Origin of the sequence: Pseudoalteromonas galatheae (assembly GCF_005886105.2) — a bacterium.
Taxonomy (GTDB): domain Bacteria; phylum Pseudomonadota; class Gammaproteobacteria; order Enterobacterales; family Alteromonadaceae; genus Pseudoalteromonas; species Pseudoalteromonas galatheae.
Genome location: NZ_PNCO02000001.1, coordinates 1,980,191 through 2,001,818, shown reverse-complemented (window position 1 = coordinate 2,001,818; position 21,628 = coordinate 1,980,191). Strand labels below are relative to the sequence as shown.

Below are 21,628 nucleotides of genomic sequence, written 5' to 3'. Positions count from 1 at the left end.
ACTGTATTAATACAATAATACACTGATACACTCACTTAAAGTTAGCATACTGACCGTGAGTCAACAAGGAAATAACTATGAAAAAGCCATTTAAGTTTAAGAAAAGCTTAGTAAAGCTAGCGCTGCTTCCTCTCATTTTAGGAGCTGCATTGCCAGCACAAGCGGCTACATCAACTGCAGAATTATCCGCTTGTTATGCAAAAGGCCTCAGCGATAGAGCGCAATGCGGAAAAATCTCGCAACCATTAAGTGAAAGCAAAACGGAACAAAAAATTGATATTCATTTTATGGTTATTCCAGCAATCAAGCCGCTTTACCCACAAGAAGCGATTATTGCGTTTGCAGGGGGGCCTGGGCAGTCAGCCACCGAAATTGCAGCAAACTTTGAAAGAATTCTGAAATACGCGAGAGAAAATAGAGACATTATACTTGTTGATCAAAGAGGAACTGGAAAATCCAATCTTTTGCAATGCGATATGGATGATCTTGAGCAACAATTTGCGCTTAATGATACTTTGTTGGGTCTCGATTTTTACAAAGAAGATGCCCTTAAGTGTAAAGAAAAGCTAAACACAGATCTTTCCGATTATACGACGGTTGCAGCAGCAAAAGACTTTGATGCGGTACGAGACGCGCTTGGCTATAGCAAATTACACTTATATGGTGGCTCATATGGAACACGCATCGCACTTGAGTATATGAGACAGTTCCCCGATAGTGTTGCATCGGCCGTGTTAGATGGTCTTGCACCCAATAACCAAAGTTTAATGGCGATTGGCGGCGCGATAGAAGACTCATTGAACGCTCTCTTTGCACAATGTGAAGCCGATAAAAAGTGTGCAAATAGTTATCCGAATCTAAAGCAGCAATGGCAGAGCTTGCTTAATCAAGTAGAGCAAACGCCAATAGAGGCGTCTGTACTTCACCCAAGAACCAGCAAACCGCTTGCGATGACGATGACTAAAATGAAGTTATATAGTGCGATTAGGATGGCGCTTTACTCTCATTCCTTCCGTGCATTGGTGCCGCTTGCTATTAGTGAAGCGGCTAAAGGTAACCTGGCTCCACTCGTCGGCATGATGGCACCAAGTGAGGACGGTCTTGGATTGGCTATGGGGATGCATCAGGCGATTGTATGTGGGGAAGATTGGCCACGATTAACGGCTGCGGACAAAGCCAAATATAGTGAAAACTATATGGGTAAGATGATGATCACAGGACTGGATGCGACGTGCCCAATTTGGAATGTGAGTCCGGTGCCAAGTAGTTACTATGAACCCGTTGCGTCCGATATTCCAACCTTACTGCTTTCTGGCGGGTTAGATCCAGCAACGCCTGCTAAGTGGGCAGAAGTTGCGATGGAAAAATTAAGCAATGCTACGCACTTAGTTGCGCCAACGGCTACGCATATTGTCGCAGGGCAAAGCTGTGCTAATAAACTCATTGCTAAGTTTTACGATGAAAAAACAGTGGGAGACTTTGATACTAACTGTCTTGAAGAAGACACACGCAAACAATTCTTTATGAACATAAACGGCCCAGCAACCGCTGATAAGGAGTAACTCATGATCCAAGTAGATAACTTATATAAAAAGATTGGTGAAGTGAACGCGCTAGACGGGCTATCATTTACCGCTCGTGATGGTCAAATTACGGGACTATTGGGACCAAATGGAGCAGGTAAAACAACTTGTTTACGGACCGTATTTGGTCTGCTCCAAGCTGATCAAGGTATTGCGTCTATCGATAGTATTGATGTTGCTAAAGAGCCAACCAGAGCAAAACAACAATTAGGATTGTTCCCAGACCCGTGTGGACTCTACGAGCGCATGACACCGCGTGAATATACCCAGTTTTATGCTGAACTAAGTGGCATGGACGCAAAATCGGCCGCTGCCGCGACGCAAGAAGTGTTAGAGAAGCTACAAATGTTGGATATCGCGGACAGACGCTGTAAAGGCTTTTCACAAGGTCAAAGAATGAAAACGGCGTTGGCGCAGGCAATCGTGCATAAACCAACAAACATTGTACTTGATGAGCCAACACGCGGTTTAGATGTAATGAGTACGAGAGTATTACGAGATTTGTTGTTGATGCTTAAGGCGCAAGGTCACTGTGTCTTATTTTCTAGCCATGTGATGCAAGAAGTTGCAGCACTTTGTGATCATGTGGTGGTCATGGCGAAAGGCAAAGTAGTCGCGGAAGGTTCTCCAGAGGCCCTATGTGAACAAACAGGTAAAGCGTCGCTTGAGGAAGCTTTCATTACCCTGATAGGTACAGATGAAGGAATTGCAGCATGATGAAATTAATCTCAGTTTTATTTAAAAAAGAAGTGTTAGACGCAAGCCGTGACAAACGTTCGGTGATGGCTGGCCTCTACTATTGCATCGGTGCACCTATTCTAATGTGTGTATTATTTACCGTCATGTTTAAGCAAATGGCTTCGCCTGATGCACTCAAAATCACCATTAATAACGCAGAGAATGCGCCTAACTTAGTACAATTTTTAGCGAGTAAAGAAATTGAACATGGTGAAGGCGAAGAGGTTAAAGCCATTACCTTGGAGATCAGCGAAGATTACCAAGAAAATATGATGCAAGGAAAGAGCGCGACGGTATTTATCATCGCTGATAAATCGGAGCAAAAGCTACGCTCATCAATTAACCGACTAGAGCGTAACCTCATGTTATATAACAGTGAAGTTGCTTCATTGCGGTTAGTTGCGCGTGGTATCGATCCGACAATTGCTCGTGCGATTGATGTCCAAACTCATGACCAAGCGACACCAACTTCTAAAGGGGGCTTCGTATTAGGTATCGCAACATTATCTATTATTATTTCACTATTTTATGCGGCGATGGGTATGGCAATTGACAGTAGCGCAGGGGAGCGAGAGCGCAACTCTTTACAGCTTTTACTTAGCCACCCGATCAGTACCATGCATATTGTGTTAGCTAAAGTGGGGGCAATCGCAGGTTTCTCTATTATTGCCCTAGTGTTAACCACCATAATATCTAAGTTTGCATATAATATGGTGCCTTGGGAGGTGATGGGCTTTACGGTGGTCATAGGTCCTAAATTTATTATTTCAGCAATTATAATTGGCCTGCCTATTGCGTTAATGTCTGCCAGTTTATTGATATTTATCTCTTTCTTGGCTAAATCATTTAAAGAAGCGCAATCTTATGTGGCGATGGCGTTGTTCATTCCGGTAATGATGAGCATGGCTACGACCTATGATATTGCTACCGACATTATGCAATGGATGCCGATCGCAGCGCAGCAAAACGCCATGATTGAAATCATTAAAGGCAATGCAATACCAGTACCGCAACTATTATTGTCGAGCGCGGTCACGCTGGGGCTGTTTGCAATTTTCACTTACCTGAGCAGTCGCATGCTAAAAAGTGAAAAAGTGGTATTCGGCCTCTAATTTATTAGCTCCCAACAATGGCGCTCAGGACGGCGCCATTTTTGTATTTTACCTCATCTCAATTTCACGTATAATCGGCGCCCCATAATTGATGTAGTAATGTACTAGCGCGATAACGCCCACAGTACACAGTTGAGTAAGTATGAATACGGCACCTAACACCATGACAGAGCAAGATAATCGCAAAGAAGTTTTAGAGTTTAATAAGCTGCAAAAGCGTCTGCGCCGTAATGTCGGCAACGCCATCAAAGATTATAATATGATCGAAGAAGGCGATGTGGTGATGGCTTGTATCAGCGGTGGTAAGGATTCATTCGCCATGCTAGATATTTTACTTAGCCTAAAAAAGGCGGCACCAATTCACTTTGATGTGGTAGCGGTTAATCTGGATCAAAAGCAGCCGGGGTTCCCAGAGCATATTTTACCAGAGTACTTTGAAACGTTAGATATCCCTTATTACATCATCGATAAAGATACCTACTCAGTCGTAAAAGAAAAGGTACCAGAGGGTAAAACGACTTGTGGCCTTTGTTCACGATTACGTCGTGGTACTTTGTACTCATTTGCGGAAAAAATTGGCGCGACGAAAATCGCACTAGGCCACCATTTAGATGATATTGTTGAAACGCTGTTTTTAAACATGTTCTACGGTGCAAGAATGAAAGCGATGCCACCAAAGCTACGCTCTGATGACGGTCGTAATGTGGTGATCCGCCCGCTCACTTATGCGCGTGAAAAAGATCTTATTCAATATGCTGAACATAAGGATTTTCCTATTATTCCGTGCAACTTATGTGGTTCACAAGAAAACCTGCAACGTCAAAACATTAAATCTATGTTGGTGGAGTGGGATAAGAAAACACCGGGTCGAGTAGAGAATATTTTCAAATCAATTCAGAATGTTAGCCCAAGCCAACTGGCTGACACGGAACTCTTTGACTTCGAAAGTTTGCCTCTAGATAGAGACGGTGAGCGTGAGGCCTATGACTTTAATGAAGCGGTGGTTTCCTCGACAAACATTGACGAATCATTGTTTATTGATGTAACCAATATTTAATTTTCAACAATGATTTCCCAGACTAGGTCTGATAGGCCTAGTCTAAAAGTCAATAATTGGTATTCTACAACTTAACTACTTTTGCTCTCCAACAGATTAAAAACTTTTCACTTTAAATTACCTGTTAACTCTACGCACCTAATTTATAGATACGGCCGGAGAAACGATCTCAGTATGAGATATCTTGCTCTTAATTTTGCAAAAAACGCAATTAAATGCATCTAAGTTATTTTAAGTGTAATTAATAATTGTTATCATTTGCTTGCGCTTTAATAATAACCAAGTTGTGGCTCTAAATGAAAACAATATCAAAACTATCCCTTATCGCTTTGGCGATTATGTATCCGTCTTTGCATGCGTCAGCTCAGCAGCTAGTGTCAGAAGATAAGCTTAAAGACCAAGATATCGAAAAAATAACCGTCGTTAGCCGTACATTAAATTTATATCGTAATGGTGAATCTGCAACAGGAAAGCTTGCGGTTGACCCACTTAACTCGACCCAAATGGTGACCTCTCTCAATGCAAATCTGATCCGTGACCTAGCAGCAAGAGATGCCAAAGATCTCTATCGTAATATCGCGGGGGTAAGCCAATTTAGTTACGCAGGGGTAACTGCACGTGGCTTTCGTCAAGAAGAAATTTATTTTGATGGTCTAAGAGGCGACCCATATGTGGGGTTTAATGTCCCGCAGTTATTTAATGTCGAGCGTGTCGACTTTTTAAAAGGTCCCGCCGGTATGCTTTATGGACCCGGGGCACCTGGTGGATTATTCAACTATATAACTAAAAAGCCGCAATCTGAGTTTAGTGCAAACACCCGTATCATTGTGGGCACAGATAGCCGCTATGGTGCTTCTGGTGAAGTGACAGGTGAAGTAGCACAAGCGCAAAGCATTCGTCTTGGAGCCTTTTACGAGCAACAAGATACCTACCGTGATAATAGTGCCAGCGAAGTGGCAATTGTAGACGCAGGTTACGCTTATGATTTTGATGATGCTCGTTTGATTTTGCAATACACGCATTACAAGCAGGACTTGGACGCGAATCGCTTACGCGGTGTCCCCGCTGGCGATGACGGTGAGTTTTTAACTACACCATCGTGGAACCATAATGAGCCTACAGACTTTTTAAATCTAACTTCAGATGTATTGCAAGCGAGTGTTGTTGGGGATTTAAGTCCATCACTAAGCTACAACGTTGCGCTCCGCTATATAGATAATGAACAAGAACAAAATTATCATGAACCAAGAGCACTCATCGATAGCAATAAAGATGGTCAAATCGATTTGGTCGCACGTGAGTTCCGAGATCAACTAAGAGCCCAGTCTCAGCTATCTTTTGCTGCTAACTTTGTTTATGAAACACAGATGTTTGGTGCTGAGCAGCGTACCGCATTTGGACTAGATATATATTCAGGGCAAGAAGATGCGTTGTTGGGTCGAGCGTCAGCCTCTAATGACTTTGTCACACGTTACCTAAATGGTACCTCGTTAGACTCGGATATTTTGCCTTTGTCTCTCTACAATCCTAATTATGGAGAAACGCAGGCAAATCAATACAATGTGAAGTTTGCGCCAGAAAGTACAACAAAACAAAAGCGTAATGGCACGTATGTACTCAACGAGCTCGCCTGGGAGAAAGTAACGTTTGTAGCAGGCGTTCGTTATGACCAGTTTGAAGACGATGCCAATGGCAGTAAGTTTGATGATACCAATGTCAGCTTCAGAATTGGTGGTATCTACAAGCTATCTGATGATATCTCGTTGTATTCACAGTGGGCTGATTCTTACGAACCTCAAGGCGTGTCCAGCCAGGATGAAAAAGCGGGTGGTCCATTTGAGCCAACGACAGGTGATATCATTGAAGTTGGGCTTAACGCAGAGTTATTTAACGGAAGTACATTGCTAAAAGTGGCTGGTTATCAGATAACAAGGCAAAACTTGCTACAAAATACAGGTACAGATCCTGAGCAAGATGGGGTTGATAATTTAGCGCCAATTGGGGAAATCACGAGTAAAGGTCTAGAAATCGAGTTGATCACCGACGTGACTCCTGACTGGGTAGTAAGCCTAGCCTATGCTTATAATGATGCGACTATCACCGCTGACAATGGCGCTGGTGGGATCCGCAATAGTGTTGGCGATAAATTTGCCAACGCCCCTGAAAATCAGTTTGGGGTGTGGACTCGATATCAGATCCCTGAGTGGAATTTGGCTTTCGCAGTTGGCGGTAACTACGTGGATGAGCAACTTAGTTTATCTGGTCAAACTCTAAATTCCTATTTCGTCGCTGACACCTCCATTATTTGGGAACTAGATAACTACAGTGTGCTATTCCGAGTTGAAAACGTATTCGATAAAGAATATGCAGAGTCGGGTTTTTTAGAGCGCACAGGACACTTTCCTGGTGAGCCACGAAATGCTTTCTTGGAGTTTACCTACAACTGGTAATGCTTAAGTTGACCTGAGGCTCGGTAAGTTATCCGAGCTTATGGGAATGAAAGTCGACCTTTAAGAGGATCAAGATGGCAGACAAAGCTAGACAAAGAAAGCGGCTACGCAAGCTATATGATTTACATGCCTGGGTAGGCTTTCAATTAGCGGCGGTCATGTTTGTGATCCTCGCAACGGGCACAATTGCAACCATTTCAAATGAATTAGATTGGCTTATTTTTGACGAAATGCGTGCGAGTCAAAAGCCCGAAGAGATAAAAGAGCAAACGGCGGCATCGTGGAGAAACATGTATGCGTCGATAGCTGAGCGCTATCCTGAAGGCCGAATTATTACATTGGGCACAATGGGAAGTGACTACTTTACCTATCGTGCAAGGGTAACTTTCGAGGCTAAAAGTGATAGGTATGTTCACGTCGACCGATGGACCCATGAAGTAACAGGTGATATTCCATTACTCACAATACAGCGCTTTTTTAGAGACTTGCATCGCTACCTATTTATGCCGGCAATGCCCGGACTACCAATTGTTACCGCTTTTGCATTCATTTTACTGATCTCTGTCTACACTGGACTGAAAACCACACGAAATTGGAAAGTTGCGCTTTGGCGTTTGAGAGTGGTACAAGGTACAAGAGTATTTTTGAGTGACCTGCATAAGGTTTTTGGCTTATGGGGATTGTGGTTTACTGCGCTTATAATAATCACGGGTATTTGGTATCTATATGAGTTTTCTGCACGGGTAGCGGGTGCGAGTTTGGAGCCTCCGGCTCCAAAAGTTGAGCATATTACAGCGCTAGAAAACATTAACATGCTCTCTGCAAAGAGATTTGAAAGCGCTTTTGAGAAGGCGGAGCATGCCATTCCTAATTGGACGATAACAACGATACAATTGCCAAGAGCAGATAATGTGGTACTGCGCTTTCAAGGAATGAGTACAAACCCTTTACTTCGAGATAGAGCGCACAAGGTTTATATAAACGCAACAACGTTAGAGGTTTTAGCAATACAGCAACCTAAAAATATGGCGTGGGGAAACTATCTTAACGAGTATGCAGATCCATTACACTTTGGTTATTTTGCGGGGATCACTTCTAAGCTTATATGGTTTGTGTTTGGCTTCGCATTAACCGGACTGTCGTTTACCGGTGTGATGATGACATACAAGCGCACTAAGTCTAAAAGTATAACGAGTGCACAGCTGGCGACATTGCCGATATTTTGCTTATCAGCATTTTACTTTTATTTCTGGCTTGCCAGGTATACATAAAGTGAATGTGCGACTATGTATTATAGCCGCACATTCAATTAACTTGCGCGCTGGCTCAGTCTTCTAATGGGGATTTATAGCCGTCTGGCTTTAGTGCTAAGACATCACAGTCTAAGCTATCAATAACATGCTCAGCAGTATTGCCAACAAGCGCTGCACTCAGCCCAGTGCGACCGACAGTGCCAATGACAACCAGCTCAGCATCTTTATCTTTGGCAACGTAGGGAATAACGTCCTCTGGTAGACCTTCTTTGATGATACAGTCGCTTCTATCTATTGAATAAGTTTCTGCGAGTGCAAACGTTTCGTCTTCATGGTGCTTTTTAACGGCTTCATTGTATTGCGATGGGTTAAACTCGGGGATTTCAATCGCTATATTGACTGGTGTTGCCGGGTAGGTATTTACAAGGCTCAATTTGGCGTTGGCCAACTCACACAAAAACTGGGCGTCTGTAATGATACGTTTATTGAGTTGTTGATGTTGCTCGTTATCGCTGACAGAGTTTACAGCTGCAATAATGTTTCCTTGATCTGGCCAAGCATGATCCTTAACCAGCAATAGTGGTGCAGGGCATTTACGAATTAAATGCCAGTCGGTCGGGGTGAAGATAACTGACTTTAGCGTATCGTGTTGATGCGTCGATTTAATGACCAAATCATAATCATGCGTGAGCACGGTTTTGATAATTGCTTCGTAGGGGCGGTTATGCCACAGTACCTTAGTTTGGATACTCACATCGGAAAATCCCTTAATCATGTCGGCGAGCCATGCTTCTCTGTCTTTAATTACCGCTTCACGCATTGCTTCACGCTCGTCTTTAGACAACATTGTGGTCATTTCATAGGAGAAGTCATAAATAGACATGAATGCAGTGATGGTTGCGCCGGTACGTTTGGCAAGATTGATAGCGCGTTCTAAGCTATTTTGGCGCTCTTTGGTTGGATCTATTACTGTGAGTATACTTTTGATTTTATCCACGACTATCTCCTTAAAACGGTATACAAATAAGATCAGAAGCTTTTTCACCTCTGACCTTATTGAGTGTAACCGATCCTATCTAAGGATAAAGTCTTAACGGTAAATAGTTTGTTCTAAATCAAGATGTAATCGCGGCTGTTTCAGCTAGGGCTGCAGCATCAATAATGGTAATAAACTTGCCTTCTACCTTTATTGTTCCTGCTTTTTGGAAGCGGCTGAGTAAACGACTAATCGTTTCTACTGTAAGACCCAAGTAGTTACCAATTTCACCGCGCGTCATCGTAAAGCGGAACTCTTTACGGGAAAAACCACGTTCGCCAAAGCGATTGGAAAGGTTATAGATAAAAGTTGCTAAGCGCTCTTCAGCAGTTTTTTTATTCAATAATAATAACATCTCTTGGTCGTAATTGATTTCACTACTCATTAACCGCATGATCTGTTGACGTAACTTAGGCAGCTTACCCGCTAATTCATCAAGGGTGTCAAAAGGGATTTCGCATACCATGGAAGTTTCTAAAGCTTGCGCAAAGCTCTGATGCTGCATTTTATTGATGGCGTCAAAGCCTACGAGATCGCCTGCAAGGTGAAATCCTGTGATTTGCTCATCACCTTGTTCGGACAATGTGTAGCTTTTAAATGAACCAGAACGAACAGCAAAGATGGCATTTAATGGCGTGCCTGACTCAAAAAGGAAATCCCCTTTATGCAGTGGTTTCTTACGTTCAATGATTTCATCTAATTTGTCCATTTCGCTGCCATTAAGCGAAAACGGGAGACAAAGTTGACTGATACTGCAATTATTGCAGCTGATTGTGCATTGGCTCTTTGAGCGGTTTTGATTACTTAAGTCCATAAAATTTCCATAAGTCTATGACGCACGTTAAGGCACCTGAACATCAAAGCATACTGACTTTGGTGTTCCAGAGCGCTACAAACTCATATGACACGCGAAAGAAAATGTGATTATCAATTGGAGCTCCTAATCTCAAAATGTTAACCAATAATCTTAAATGATGAGTTTGCTCAGATAGGGATAGGTTAATGTACTAACTTATCAGTTGCAATGATAATTAGGTAAACACCATACCAAATCAATAAATTACCCATAATGATACGAGTAGCTACATGATTTATAAAATTTTGTAGCAGTTGAGCTGATTGTCCAATTGCGATAAGCGCAGGCATTGTACCCGCTCCAAAAGCGAGCATAATAAGTGCTCCTTCGAAAGGTGATTGGGCTTGTAATGTCCATGTTAAAGCTGAATATACTAGACCGCAAGGTAGCCACCCCCATAAGGCTCCGTAGCAAAACGCTTTAGTTTTTGTATTGACAGGAACTAAGTAGCGATTGAGCTTAACAATATGGCGCCAAATTAAGCTTTTAGCAAACGACTCTAGCCATTTCAAGGTGCTGGCTAAGCGCATTACATAGATAGCGACAAGCACCATAAAAATACCACTCATCAATTGTAATATAATGGCGAGTGATGTGTTTTGCTTGGCGAGACTTGCCCCGAGTAGGGCGACAAGGCTGCCTGCAAGTGCATAGCTTGAGACGCGTCCGATATTGTAAAACAGAGTAACAACAACCGCAGAAAGCTGCTTGCTCGCCAGCTGTAGCGAGCTGGCAATACCGCCACACATCACCAAGCAGTGGCCACTTCCTGCAAGTCCCATTATAAATGCGCTTAGCAAGCTTATTTCATTCATGGTAGTTGTCGTTGTTGCTCTTGTCTGCTGATGGTTTTGACGGTTGATCACTTGTTTGTGTTTTATCGTCATCGAATAAGATACTGTGGCCCTGTTTATTCAAATCTGAAAATTGTTCACTTTTTACTGCCCAAAAGAAAATACCAATAGCAATAATGACGAATAAAATGGCGATAGGTATTAATACGTAGATGATACTCATAGCTTTAATAACCTTAATGAATTACCGATCACGATGATCGAGCTGGCTGACATACCTATGACTGCAATCCAAGGTGGAATGAGGCCGAGTGCAGCGAGAGGCAAAATTGAGCCGTTATATAAAAGTGATATAGTGAGGTTTTGCTTTACTATTCTGCGCGTTTGTTTAGCAACCTGTTGGAGGGCCAAAATGGCATTTAAATCGCTATTTAACAGCACCACATCAGCGGTATTTTTTGAGATATCAGCACCGGTATCCATCGCAACTGACAAGTGAGCGCTATTGAATACTGGGCTGTCGTTAATACCATCACCAACCATAGCGACAATCTCGCCTTGTTTGGACCAAGCTTCGACTGCTTGTTGCTTAATCTCTGGTGTGCAAGCACTTTGGTAGCTATTTAAGGCTAACTGCTGCGATAACTCTTTGCCCGCATTAGAGCTATCCCCAGTTAGCATGTGGCATGTAAGACCCGCTTGTTGTAACTGTTCAACCACTGTTTCTGCATTGTTTTTTACTTTGTCATTGAAGTAAAAATCTGCAACTGCGTTGTTGTTAATGAACAAGGTAGCTTGAGCAAATGACGCGTGGTTATCAAACCAATGGCTCTTCCCAAGGGCAATATTGACACCTTGCCAGTGACCACGAATACCTGAGCCTGCCACCACTTCGACGTCTTGAACTAGATTTTCGGTTGGGGTGATATGCGCAAATGCACGAGCGATTGGGTGTTCAGAAAAGCGCTCTAACGCTGCTGCGAAATCTAAGACTTGTTGCTCGTTATATTCCGTTTGCAGTAACTCAATGTGTTTAATTGAGAAACGCCCTTCGGTAAGGGTACCTGTTTTGTCAAAAGCAACACGAGTCAGTTTGGTGGCCGTTTCTAAGACATGAGCCTCTTTAATCAAAATTCCTTTTTTCGTAAGTGATGCAACGGCGCAGGTAAGTGCGGTTGGTATAGCTAGGCTCAATGCGCAAGGGCAAGTTGCCACTAACACCGAAATCGTGACCCAAAACGCCTTATCTGGTGAAATAGGGTACCAGCCGATGGCGGTAATTGAGGCAAAAACTAATAGACAGGCAACAAACCATTGCGCAACTTTATCGGTGATTTCCACCAACTTAGGGCGTTTGGTGAGTGCATTGTGCTGTAGTCGAATAATTTGGTTGAGCAGGGTATTTTGCCCAATTTTATTGATCTCTAACGTAATTACACCGTCATGATTCACGGTTCCTGCATACACTTGATGGCCTTGATATTTTTTAACTGGCAAATGTTCGCCTGTCATCATCGACTCATCAACGGTGGTATGGCCTTTAATCACTAAGCCATCCGCAGGAATAGTTTCTCCAGCCTTAACTAATATCAGCTCGTTCAGTTTTAGCTTCTTGGCGGCAATATGTTGTTCGTTGTTATTCTCATCAACCTTTCTGGCGGTTAATGGCAGCAGCTTTTGTAGATTCGCTGTAAACTCACTGGCTTTGAGTCTGGCTCTGAACTCAAGATATTTACCTAACAACAGCAAGAAGGTAAACATACAGATGGATTCAAAATAGACTTCGCCGACTTCCATAAAAGTAGCGTAAGTGCTGGCGCCGTAGGCCCCGAATATAGCAAGTGAAACAGGCAAATCCATATTCAGTTGTTTAGCTTTCAGACCTTTAACTGCATTGGTTAAAAATGGCATTGCTGAATATAGAATAACAGGGGAGGCAAGCACGAGGCTTATCCAACGAAAGTACTGTTCAAAGTCCTCTTCCATACCTGAAAACATGCCAAAGTACATGGCAAATGCAAACATCATCACTTGCATAGTCATAAGGCCAGCAACACCTAAACGACGAATATATGCTTTTGCTACGGCTTGTTTCTGTGCGGCTTCTTCATCGGCTTGAAACGGGTATGCCTTATAGCCTATTTCCATTAAGGATTTGATGATATCGCTTAGCTTAACGTGCTTATCTTGCCATACAATCATGGCGCGATGGGTAGAGGTATTAACATCAACACGGATGATACCGCCAAGCGCTAGCAGTTGCTTTTCGATAAGCCAAGCACAAGCGGCGCAGCTTATCCCTTCAACACTGAGAAGTACCTCTTTATGCTCACCGCTAATTTCGACGAAGTCCTCTTGGATCTCGTCATTATCATAGCTGAGTAGCATTTTTAGTTGCTCAGGTACGAGCTCTTCAACTTTACCTGCACTTTCTGTGCGGTAAGTGTAGTAGTCACTCATACCTTGAGAAATTATGGTTTCAGCAACGGCCTGGCAGCCAATACAGCAAACCGGTTGTGCGTTACCCTCAAAGGTAACCGAGCCTACAAACCCCTTAGGAATAGGCTCCAAACAATGAAAACACGAATTTGCCATGGCAGCTTACTTATACTGTGGAGTGACCGCGATAATACCATCATGTGGCAGTTGAATTTTCTCTTTCATTTTCCAACTACTATCCATAGGTTCAATAAATACGGTAAATGCCCCGCTATGTGGCTCATCAAATAAACCCGTAAATTCGCCACTGGCGTTTTTGGTTAGAGTGACAGAAAAGTCGTATTTCTCAATGGTGCGGTGGTAAAAGGAGAGTTTTAAAGCATGTACTTTAGAAGCATCACCTTTTGTAAATTTAAAGGTGACTTTCTGCTCAGCTACTTTCAGATCACCATGTAAATAGAGTGCCTTTGCTTTATCAAATTTACTCAGCTCGAGATTGATTGCTTTACCTTTTTTGTAGTAGTCATCAACGACCATATCAGGACCATTACCGACTGCAAATGTGATGAGGAAAATACAGGCAACAACAGTAACGAGTGGGAAGAAAATTAAAAACCAAGGCCAAAAATTCTTATACCAAGGGGTAGGGTTCATAGTTGCTCACATGGCTATAAAACTTGCCCATATTCTAACGTAAGTTACAGTAAATACCTAAAAAAAAGCCTCCAAATGGAGGCTTTTTTGATCTCAAATAATATACTAAAAGCTAAGCTTATTGGTCTTGTGATAGGCTATAAACATAAGCTGTTAGAAGATGTACTTTATCTTCACCTAAGATATCTTTCCACGCTGGCATTACACCTGCACGGCCGTGGCGAAGTGTGTCTTCAACTGCACGTTGAGAACCACCATATAGCCAGATATTGTCGGTTAAGTTTGGTGCACCAAATGGCAGATTATGTGCAACAGAGCCTTTGCCATCCATACCGTGACATGCGGCACACATTGCAAATTTAGCTTTACCTGCATCAGCGTCTTTCTGGTTAACCGTACGGCCGGAAAGGCTTAGCACATAGGCGGTCATCTCTTTAATACCTTGATCACCAAGCGCATCTTGCCAAGGTGGCATCGCAGCAACACGACCTTTAAGTAGTGTTTCTTTGATTTTGTCAGGTGTGCCACCATATAACCAGTCTTTGTCAGTTAGGTTAGGGAAGCCAGCACCACCACGAGCATCTGAGCCGTGGCATTGTGCACAGTTTTGCGAGAATAAACGCTGACCGATTTCAAGTGCTTCTTCATTTTTTGCAAGCGTTAGTACATCCTGCTTTGCAAACTCTTGGAAGATAGGACCAAAACGAGCTTCAGCTGCTTCAACTTCTTTATCAAGCTGTACCCACTGACCACTTTCATGTGCTTCAGCTATCGCATTTTTAGACTCAGCTAAGGTAGTAACACCTTGGTTAGAGCTCGTCCAGTTTAAGAAACCAGCGAAGTTACCAAGACCTGGATAAGCAGCCAGATAGTATACTGACCAAACAAACGTTGCGAAGAACATGTAAGTCCACCACTTAGGCAGTGGATTGTTTAGTTCCTCAATTCCGTCGAACTCGTGACCACAGCTTTCGCCTTCTTTGACACCCACATAGTTTTTCAGGTTCCAAATCAGCAGGCCGAAAATCAGAGCTAGACATGCTAGGGTTAGTACAATAACCCAAATACTCCAAAAGCTAGTCATTTTTCAGACTCCTTTTCCTCGTTAGAGATAGTGTTGTTGTGTTTTTTCTCGTCTTCAAAAATGGCATTAGCAGCGTCGTCGAAACGGCGCTTAGACCGCTTGCTATATGCCCACACAACAATCACTAAAAACAGTACCAAAATTACCAGAGTTAAAATGCCTCTGTATGTGCCGTAATCCATAACAATTACTTCAAATGTGTGCCAAGTTGCTGTAAGTAAGCGATAAGTGCTTGCATTTCTGTTGCACCTTCGCCATCGTTCATTGCATGGATTTCATCCACTTGCGCTTGTAGCTCAGCATCATCACCGTAGCCTTTGCCATTGTAGCGGTCTGACGACTTATCAATACCAAATGCATCACGGAACACTTGTAATTTTTTCAGAGTATAAGTGGTATCTACTTTCGTGCTATCAAGCCAAGGATAGCCTGGCATGTTTGACTCAGGTACCACAGAGCGAGGATCCATTAAGTGTGCGTAGTGCCAGTCGTCAGAATAACGCTGACCAACACGTGCCAAATCAGGACCCGTACGCTTAGAACCCCACTGGAATGGGTGATCCCATACTGATTCACCCGCTACAGAGTAGTGGCCATAGCGTTCAACTTCATCACGGAATGGACGAACCATTTGTGAGTGACAGTTGTAACAACCCTCACGGACATAAATGTCGCGGCCTTCCATTTCAAGTGCAGTTAGTGGGCGCAAGCCTTCTACTGGTTGAGTGGTATCTTTTTGGAACATTAGTGGAGTAATTTCAACTAGTGCACCGAAGCTAATCGCGAATACCGTTAAGATAGCCATCAGGCCAACGTTCTTTTCAACGATTTCGTGTTTGTTTGTTGAGTTGTTGTTGCTCATACTCAATACCCCTTAAGCCACTTGCGGGTTTGCATCAGTGGTAAGTTGACCACTTTTTGCAGTAACCGTACGGAACACGTTGTAAGCCATTACCAGCATACCGACTACGATGAATACACCGCCTAGGAATCGCATGATATAGAAAGGCTTAGAAGCTTCTAGTGACTGAACAAAGCTGTACATTAATGTACCGTCAGCGTTTACTGCACGCCACATCAGACCTTGCATTACACCAGAGATCCACATTGCAACGATATAAAGTACAACACCTACTGTGTGTAGCCAGAAATGTGTGTTAACTAGCTTGATGCTGTACATATTACCGTGACCAAATAGGGCAGGGATTAGGTGATAAATTGCACCGATAGAAATCATCGCAACCCAGCCTAGTGCACCAGAGTGAACGTGACCTACAGTCCAGTCTGTATAGTGTGAAAGGGCATTTACAGATTTGATAGCCATCATCGGGCCTTCAAACGTAGACATACCGTAAAACGATAGTGACACAACTAGGAAACGAAGTACTGGGTCAGTACGTAATTTATGCCAAGCGCCAGACAGCGTCATGATACCGTTGATCATACCGCCCCAAGAAGGAACGAATAGGATAACTGACATCACCATACCTAGAGACTGTGTCCAGTCAGGTAATGCTGTGTAGTGAAGGTGGTGAGGGCCTGCCCAAATATATAGAGAAACAAGTGCCCAGAAGTGAACAACCGATAGACGGTAAGAGTAAACCGGACGACCAGCTTGCTTAGGTACGAAGTAGTACATCATACCAAGGAAACCCGCTGTAAGTAGGAAACCTACTGCGTTGTGACCATACCACCACTGAACCATCGCATCTACTGCACCTGCGTAGATTGAATAAGATTTAGTAAGTGATACAGGGATAGCCATACTGTTTACAATGTGAAGCACTGCAACAGTGATAATGAAACCAGCGTAGAACCAGTTTGCTACATAGATGTGTGACACTTTACGCTTGATAAGAGTACCAAAGAATACAACAGCATAAGTAACCCATACTACCGCAATTGCGATATCAATCGGCCACTCTAGTTCAGCGTACTCTTTTGAAGAAGTCATGCCTAGAGGAAGCGTGATAGCCGCTGCTACGATAATGGCTTGCCAACCCCAGAAGGTGAATGTGGCAAGTTTGTCAGAGAACAGGCGCGTTTGACACGTGCGCTGAACAACATAGTAAGAGGTTGCAAATAGTGCACTTGTACCAAATGCAAAGATTACTGCGTTCGTGTGTAACGGACGAAGTCTAGAGTAAGTTAACCATGGAATGTCGAAGTTTAACGCAGGCCACGCAAGTTGCGCTGCGATAAATACACCTACACCCATGCCAACAATGCCCCAAATCACTGTCATGATAGCGAATTGGCGTACAACTTTATAATTGTACTCAGTTTGTGATGCTACTGTTTGGCTCATTTTCTGGATTCCGCTGCAATTTATTGCGATTAGAAATGAATTACCTGAATTACAGGCCCTAGTTATATTTCTTCAAGCCCGTCATGTTTTAACTCAAAAGAAGAGTGAAAACCTAACCAGCCCGAGAAACCTTTATTTTTGCGAGGAAATAATAATTTTTTTGCTTATGAAAAGATACCTAAAACGCCTAAAATTATGACATCAATCAAGTTTTCACGCGCTTTTTGTTCGCTTCTTAAGCAACCTAGCATTTGCCCTGAAACTTGCGTACACTGCGCAGGATTCAGAAGTGACGGTAAATCCCTCATGATTGCAAAGCAATTAACAATCGGGTTGCTAGGTGTTTTCCTCGTGGCCTGTTCAGACCCGACTATCATTATACATGAAAGTTCAGAAAAAAGTGAAAGTTCAGTAACAAGAAATGTCTGTAATTTTTCAGCGCCCTGTGATTTGACTCCACAAGTGCAGATTTATCTGGGCTCAGAGCTGGTTCAACCTGAAACAGAGTTTACCATTGGGCTAAAAAGTGCGACTAAAGTAGAGGTCGTTTCCGCTTGGCTTGAGGGAGAAAATATGAATATGGGGAGAATCCCGGTTTTCTTTGACAAAAATACACTGATAGCAAAAACCATGGTCGGTGTATGCACGGATAAATCTATGCGTTGGATTTTACGTTTAGCGCTAACCGTTAACGGCCAGTCTGTTACTACCAGTCACCCAATAGCTGTAAACTACCAATGAATAAATCTGTTTTTATCGAATATCTCAAATTTGCACTTGAACAAAAGCTGATTGAAGCCACTGAAGCGGCAAACAGTGCACGTGCTGACGCTACCCATGAACAAAGTGCAGCCGAAACACAATACGACTCGTTGAGTATCGAGTATGGCTATTTAGCCGAAGGACAAAGTGAACGCGTTGATGCCATGCATTTGGCAAAACAAACGATATTAAATCAATTGATTCTAGCTGTGGGCAATACAATTACACATAATGCACTAGTTGAAATTGAAGACGAGCAGGGCGATTGTCATTGGTTCTATTTTGCGCCTTGCGAAGGCGGGCTAAAAATCCAATATAAAGAAACACCAGTGTTGGTGTTAACGTTTGATGCGCCCCTTGGCAAGCGCCTAAAAGGGTTAGCGGTAGACGAAGATATTTCATTTTTCTTCAACGGCCAACAGCAAACGTTAACCGTGATGCAAATACTGTAGAGTGGTTTAACCTAGGGCCTGTTTACGAGAACAATTTCTTTCTTACTATTGCCCGATATGTGCTTGGTGATTTTCCCATTAATTGCCTAAACACTCTGCTTAATTGCCCTTGTGAATTAAATCCAGAAGCGAGGGCAATATCTTGAATGGAGAGGTTACTGCTCGCGAGCAGCTCTTTGGACATTTCAATACGCACCTGTTGTAAGTAGGCAACGGCAGTTTGTCCTGTCGCTTGTTTAAAGCGGCGGTTAAAGGTGCGATAACTCAAATCAAATTGCGCCGCGACCGCGGGTAAAGAGATTTCTGATGCGGCATTATTTTTAAGCCAAAATTGAATTGCAGCAATTTGCTCGTCGGCATGACGGTCTACAGCACCTTCTAAGTAGCGCTGTTCTTCGTAAGGTTTACGAATTTCATGGGAAAAGTTTTGTTGAACATGGTGAGCCGCATCTATTCCGTAAAGTAATTCAATTATATGAACAATCACATCGGCCAGTGCATTTAAGCTGGCTACAGTGTAGATCCGCTCTGATTGAGTGATAAAGTAATCCGGTTTTAATTCAACATTGGGATATAGATGGGAAAACTGTTTAGCAAAATGCCAATGGGTCGTTGCTGAATGCCCGTCAATCAGGCCCGAACTTGCTAAAAAGCAAACACCCGTGCCAACACCTATCAATGTGCTTCCTGCCCCCCATGCATCCGCAAGTGACTCACTCAGCGCTTGGTTTTGTCTTACAATTGGTCGTGGATTTCGCCATATGCTTGGCACAATAATGTAGTCATATAAAGGCAATGAACTAAAGTCACTTTGTGCTTCAAGTGTCATGTAATTATCGGCGTTGACTGCCTCGCCTTGGCTGCTGCAAAGTATAACTTCTAAAGGAACATAAGCCTCTTTTAGATGCACTTTAGCAAAGGCTTGCCCGGCTTTGAGCATTTCTAGCGGCAGGGTGACACTGGTAACGAGCATATGCTTGTAAAGCACAATGGCGATCTTTGTACAAGATTTCATCTGCTCCGACCTCTTTGGTTTGGCGAAAAATGATTTATATGTGGCGTATTTTGTAAAAACTTAAATTAGAATGCAATTAAAATCAAGTCATTATCTTAGTTCAGAAGTAGGAACGACATGACAGCATTGCCAATTATTGTAGGAATGGGGGGGATTAACGCCGCGGGGCGCACCTCTTTCCATCAAGGCTACAAACGTATTGTACTTGATAAACTTAATGCTAAAGACCGACAAGAGACTTATTTGGGCCTTGCGAGTTTAATGAACTTAGTGCGTTATGAAGATGGCCACCTGATTGACCAAAACGACCAAGTCGTTCAAGAGGGGGAGGTTGAGTTGCGTTTTGGTGAGCAGATCTTAGCGGGAACGTTGATCCGTAAAATCGAAAAAAACCATTTTGATGTAGATGCGACTCCTTGGCAGCAAAAGCTCACAATGAAAGCAAATGATGACAGCAAGATAGTATTTAATTGTCGTAAACGTGACTTACCAGAGCCTGTTCCTGCAGCTTGGCAAGTGATTGAGCTTGATCCAAAAACGGTTGAAGTAACGATTGCGGACCAGATTGAAGTTAAGCATGATAGTCACAGAGATAACCCCATCAAGGCTGCGGGCCAATTACCAACCGGTTTTGAGCCATCTTTGATGTATAACAGTCGCTACCAGCCTCGTGGATTACAGGCGACCATTTTTGCTGCCACCGACGCTATCCGCTCAACGGGTCTTGAGTGGGATAAAGTGATGAATAGTGTGCGCCCAGATCAGATCGGAACTTACTCAGCCTCGGTTGTAGGGCAAATGAATGATGAAGGCTTAGGTGGTTTAGTGCGTAGTCGTTTACGTGGCGACAGAGTAAGCACCAAACAGTTAGCACTAGGCTTAAACACTATGTCCACCGACTTTATCAACGCCTATGTGACCGGAAGCGTTGGCACTACGTTTACGACATCAGGTGCCTGCGCTACGTTTCTATATAACCTTCGCGCTGCAGTGAATGATATTCAGGCTGGCCGTACTCGAGTGGCGATTGTAGCCAGTGTTGAATGTGCTATTACACCAGAGATCATCGAAGGCTTTGGCAATATGGGCGCACTTGCAAACGAAGAAGGCTTGCGCAAACTAGATAACACTGAGCATGTAGATTATCGCAAAACCAGCCGTCCGTTTGGTGAAAACTGTGGTTTTACCATTGGCGAAGGCGCACAAGTGGCGATTTTGATGGATGACGCCTTGGCACTCGAGCTTGGCGCGCAGATCATGGGCTCTGTGGCCGACGTATATGTCAATGCAGACGGCGTGAAAAAGTCGATTACGGCACCTGGACCTGGCAACTACATTACCATGGCAAAATCGGTCGCGCTAGCTCAGCAAATCGCAGGTACTGAGGCATTAACAAAACGCAGCTTTATTTTGGCACATGGTTCAAGTACACCACAAAACCGGGTTACAGAGTCGTTTATCTACCACAGAATTGCAGAAACCTTTGCGATTAATGGTTGGAAAGTGGCGGCGCCAAAAGCCTATGTTGGTCATACCATCGCGCCGGCGTCTGGCGATCAGCTTGCGATGGCACTTGGGGTGTTCGAATACAATATTATGCCAGGGATCACTACAATCAATGCAGTAGCAGAAGATGTTCACGCCGAGCATTTAGATATTCGTACCGAGCACTATGAGTGCGAGCCAATGGATATCGCCTTTATAAACTCCAAGGGCTTTGGTGGTAACAATGCAACGGCAACGGTATTTTCTCCGAAGCTTACGAAGCAGCTACTAAGCAAGCGTTATAGCCAAGCTGAGTTTGCAAGTTACGAGCAACAACTTGCCATTACAACACAAAGACAAGTTGCATATCAGCAAGCGGCCGATTATGGCCAATACGAGCTCATTTATCGTTTTGGCAATGGCATGATTGACGAGTCTGAATTGAATTTAAGCCAGCAAGAGTTAGCCATTCCTGGGTTCGAGCAAAGCATACAGCTTTGTCCAACGAATCCATACGGCGATTTAATCTGATGATTTGATACCAAGAATA

General features: G+C 43.3%; 20 protein-coding genes. 9 read left to right on the top strand and 11 right to left on the bottom strand.

Translation table 11 applies throughout. The features are described from left to right. The first annotated feature begins 77 nt into the window (after nt 1-77). From CWC29_RS08785 to CWC29_RS08760, 6 genes are all read left to right on the top strand, one after another. Entirely contained in the window at nt 78-1,562 is a 1,485-nt protein-coding gene (locus CWC29_RS08785; RefSeq protein WP_138521533.1) for an alpha/beta fold hydrolase, read from the top strand. Between the two features lie 3 nt (nt 1,563-1,565). Then, a complete protein-coding gene (locus CWC29_RS08780) occupies nt 1,566-2,300 on the top strand; it encodes an ABC transporter ATP-binding protein (RefSeq protein WP_128726329.1) in 735 nt (244 codons plus the stop codon). Then, the gene (locus CWC29_RS08775) at nt 2,297-3,433 is read left to right on the top strand and encodes an ABC transporter permease (protein ID WP_138521535.1); all 1,137 of its coding nucleotides are present in this window, start codon (nt 2,297-2,299) and stop codon (nt 3,431-3,433) included. Before CWC29_RS08780 ends, CWC29_RS08775 begins: the two co-directional genes overlap by 4 nt. A 163-nt stretch (nt 3,434-3,596) precedes the next feature. Then, complete coding sequence (gene ttcA / locus CWC29_RS08770; RefSeq protein ID WP_010373971.1) at nt 3,597-4,490, top strand: tRNA 2-thiocytidine(32) synthetase TtcA; 894 nt, start codon at nt 3,597-3,599, stop codon at nt 4,488-4,490. A gap of 296 nt (nt 4,491-4,786) precedes the next feature. Then, on the top strand, nt 4,787-6,940 hold the full coding sequence (locus CWC29_RS08765) for a TonB-dependent siderophore receptor (protein WP_138521537.1): 2,154 nt from the start codon (nt 4,787-4,789) through the stop codon (nt 6,938-6,940). 74 nt (nt 6,941-7,014) lie between these two features. Then, entirely contained in the window at nt 7,015-8,211 is a 1,197-nt protein-coding gene (locus CWC29_RS08760; protein WP_138521539.1) for a PepSY-associated TM helix domain-containing protein, read from the top strand. A gap of 55 nt (nt 8,212-8,266) precedes the next feature. Here the strand turns inward: CWC29_RS08760 and uspE are convergent, their stop codons facing one another. From uspE to ccoN, 10 genes are all read right to left on the bottom strand, one after another. Further along, complete coding sequence (gene uspE, locus CWC29_RS08755) at nt 8,267-9,190, bottom strand: universal stress protein UspE (RefSeq protein ID WP_128726333.1); 924 nt, start codon at nt 9,188-9,190, stop codon at nt 8,267-8,269. A 118-nt stretch (nt 9,191-9,308) separates the two neighbouring features. Further along, complete coding sequence (locus tag CWC29_RS08750; protein WP_138521541.1) at nt 9,309-10,043, bottom strand: FNR family transcription factor; 735 nt, start codon at nt 10,041-10,043, stop codon at nt 9,309-9,311. 185 nt (nt 10,044-10,228) lie between these two features. Beyond that, nucleotides 10,229-10,900, bottom strand: a complete 672-nt coding sequence (locus CWC29_RS08745; RefSeq protein WP_128726335.1) for a sulfite exporter TauE/SafE family protein — start codon at nt 10,898-10,900, stop codon at nt 10,229-10,231. Then, entirely contained in the window at nt 10,893-11,102 is a 210-nt protein-coding gene (gene ccoS, locus CWC29_RS08740; protein ID WP_128726336.1) for a cbb3-type cytochrome oxidase assembly protein CcoS, read from the bottom strand. The genes CWC29_RS08745 and ccoS overlap by 8 nt, the downstream gene beginning before the upstream one ends. After that, nucleotides 11,099-13,474 (bottom strand): heavy metal translocating P-type ATPase, encoded by a 2,376-nt coding sequence (locus CWC29_RS08735; RefSeq protein ID WP_128726337.1) that lies wholly within the window; start codon nt 13,472-13,474, stop codon nt 11,099-11,101. Before CWC29_RS08735 ends, ccoS begins: the two co-directional genes overlap by 4 nt. 6 nt (nt 13,475-13,480) lie before the next feature. After that, nucleotides 13,481-13,972 carry a FixH family protein gene (locus CWC29_RS08730; protein WP_128726338.1) on the bottom strand — a complete coding sequence of 164 codons (492 nt, stop codon included), beginning with the start codon at nt 13,970-13,972 and terminating at the stop codon, nt 13,481-13,483. 118 nt (nt 13,973-14,090) lie between these two features. Then, nucleotides 14,091-15,056, bottom strand: a complete 966-nt coding sequence (gene ccoP / locus CWC29_RS08725) for a cytochrome-c oxidase, cbb3-type subunit III (protein ID WP_128726339.1) — start codon at nt 15,054-15,056, stop codon at nt 14,091-14,093. Further along, on the bottom strand, nt 15,053-15,238 hold the full coding sequence (locus CWC29_RS08720; protein ID WP_099028747.1) for a cbb3-type cytochrome oxidase subunit 3: 186 nt from the start codon (nt 15,236-15,238) through the stop codon (nt 15,053-15,055). Before CWC29_RS08720 ends, ccoP begins: the two co-directional genes overlap by 4 nt. A gap of 5 nt (nt 15,239-15,243) precedes the next feature. Next, a complete protein-coding gene (ccoO, locus tag CWC29_RS08715; protein WP_128726340.1) occupies nt 15,244-15,918 on the bottom strand; it encodes a cytochrome-c oxidase, cbb3-type subunit II in 675 nt (224 codons plus the stop codon). A gap of 12 nt (nt 15,919-15,930) precedes the next feature. After that, nucleotides 15,931-17,364, bottom strand: a complete 1,434-nt coding sequence (gene ccoN, locus CWC29_RS08710; RefSeq protein ID WP_128726341.1) for a cytochrome-c oxidase, cbb3-type subunit I — start codon at nt 17,362-17,364, stop codon at nt 15,931-15,933. A 306-nt stretch (nt 17,365-17,670) separates the two neighbouring features. On the opposite strand from ccoN, the gene CWC29_RS08705 reads away from it, so the two are divergent. Next, a complete protein-coding gene (locus CWC29_RS08705) occupies nt 17,671-18,105 on the top strand; it encodes a hypothetical protein (protein ID WP_128726342.1) in 435 nt (144 codons plus the stop codon). Then, nucleotides 18,102-18,578: a transcription elongation factor GreAB gene (locus CWC29_RS08700; protein WP_138521543.1), complete on the top strand. Its 477-nt coding sequence runs from the start codon at nt 18,102-18,104 to the stop codon at nt 18,576-18,578. Before CWC29_RS08705 ends, CWC29_RS08700 begins: the two co-directional genes overlap by 4 nt. Nucleotides 18,579-18,600: 22 nt before the next feature. On the opposite strand, the gene CWC29_RS08695 is transcribed toward CWC29_RS08700, so the two are convergent. Then, entirely contained in the window at nt 18,601-19,593 is a 993-nt protein-coding gene (locus tag CWC29_RS08695; RefSeq protein ID WP_138521545.1) for a GlxA family transcriptional regulator, read from the bottom strand. A gap of 117 nt (nt 19,594-19,710) precedes the next feature. On the opposite strand from CWC29_RS08695, the gene CWC29_RS08690 reads away from it, so the two are divergent. Then, the gene (locus tag CWC29_RS08690; RefSeq protein ID WP_138521547.1) at nt 19,711-21,609 is read left to right on the top strand and encodes a beta-ketoacyl synthase; all 1,899 of its coding nucleotides are present in this window, start codon (nt 19,711-19,713) and stop codon (nt 21,607-21,609) included. Nucleotides 21,610-21,628 lie beyond the last annotated feature (19 nt).

What these genes read in the sequence shown, in the direction of transcription:
- CWC29_RS08785 (WP_138521533.1), top strand. Translation starts at nt 78, where the DNA reads ATGAAAAAGCCATTTAAGTTTAAGAAAAGCTTAGTAAAGCTAGCGCTG.
- CWC29_RS08780 (WP_128726329.1), top strand. Translation starts at nt 1,566, where the DNA reads ATGATCCAAGTAGATAACTTATATAAAAAGATTGGTGAAGTGAACGCG.
- CWC29_RS08775 (WP_138521535.1), top strand. Translation starts at nt 2,297, where the DNA reads ATGATGAAATTAATCTCAGTTTTATTTAAAAAAGAAGTGTTAGACGCA.
- ttcA (WP_010373971.1), top strand. Translation starts at nt 3,597, where the DNA reads ATGACAGAGCAAGATAATCGCAAAGAAGTTTTAGAGTTTAATAAGCTG.
- CWC29_RS08765 (WP_138521537.1), top strand. Translation starts at nt 4,787, where the DNA reads ATGAAAACAATATCAAAACTATCCCTTATCGCTTTGGCGATTATGTAT.
- CWC29_RS08760 (WP_138521539.1), top strand. Translation starts at nt 7,015, where the DNA reads ATGGCAGACAAAGCTAGACAAAGAAAGCGGCTACGCAAGCTATATGAT.
- CWC29_RS08750 (WP_138521541.1), bottom strand. Translation starts at nt 10,043, where the DNA reads ATGGACTTAAGTAATCAAAACCGCTCAAAGAGCCAATGCACAATCAGC.
- CWC29_RS08745 (WP_128726335.1), bottom strand. Translation starts at nt 10,900, where the DNA reads ATGAATGAAATAAGCTTGCTAAGCGCATTTATAATGGGACTTGCAGGA.
- ccoS (WP_128726336.1), bottom strand. Translation starts at nt 11,102, where the DNA reads ATGAGTATCATCTACGTATTAATACCTATCGCCATTTTATTCGTCATT.
- CWC29_RS08735 (WP_128726337.1), bottom strand. Translation starts at nt 13,474, where the DNA reads ATGGCAAATTCGTGTTTTCATTGTTTGGAGCCTATTCCTAAGGGGTTT.
- CWC29_RS08730 (WP_128726338.1), bottom strand. Translation starts at nt 13,972, where the DNA reads ATGAACCCTACCCCTTGGTATAAGAATTTTTGGCCTTGGTTTTTAATT.
- ccoP (WP_128726339.1), bottom strand. Translation starts at nt 15,056, where the DNA reads ATGACTAGCTTTTGGAGTATTTGGGTTATTGTACTAACCCTAGCATGT.
- CWC29_RS08720 (WP_099028747.1), bottom strand. Translation starts at nt 15,238, where the DNA reads ATGGATTACGGCACATACAGAGGCATTTTAACTCTGGTAATTTTGGTA.
- ccoO (WP_128726340.1), bottom strand. Translation starts at nt 15,918, where the DNA reads ATGAGCAACAACAACTCAACAAACAAACACGAAATCGTTGAAAAGAAC.
- ccoN (WP_128726341.1), bottom strand. Translation starts at nt 17,364, where the DNA reads ATGAGCCAAACAGTAGCATCACAAACTGAGTACAATTATAAAGTTGTA.
- CWC29_RS08705 (WP_128726342.1), top strand. Translation starts at nt 17,671, where the DNA reads ATGATTGCAAAGCAATTAACAATCGGGTTGCTAGGTGTTTTCCTCGTG.
- CWC29_RS08700 (WP_138521543.1), top strand. Translation starts at nt 18,102, where the DNA reads ATGAATAAATCTGTTTTTATCGAATATCTCAAATTTGCACTTGAACAA.
- CWC29_RS08695 (WP_138521545.1), bottom strand. Translation starts at nt 19,593, where the DNA reads ATGAAATCTTGTACAAAGATCGCCATTGTGCTTTACAAGCATATGCTC.
- CWC29_RS08690 (WP_138521547.1), top strand. Translation starts at nt 19,711, where the DNA reads ATGACAGCATTGCCAATTATTGTAGGAATGGGGGGGATTAACGCCGCG.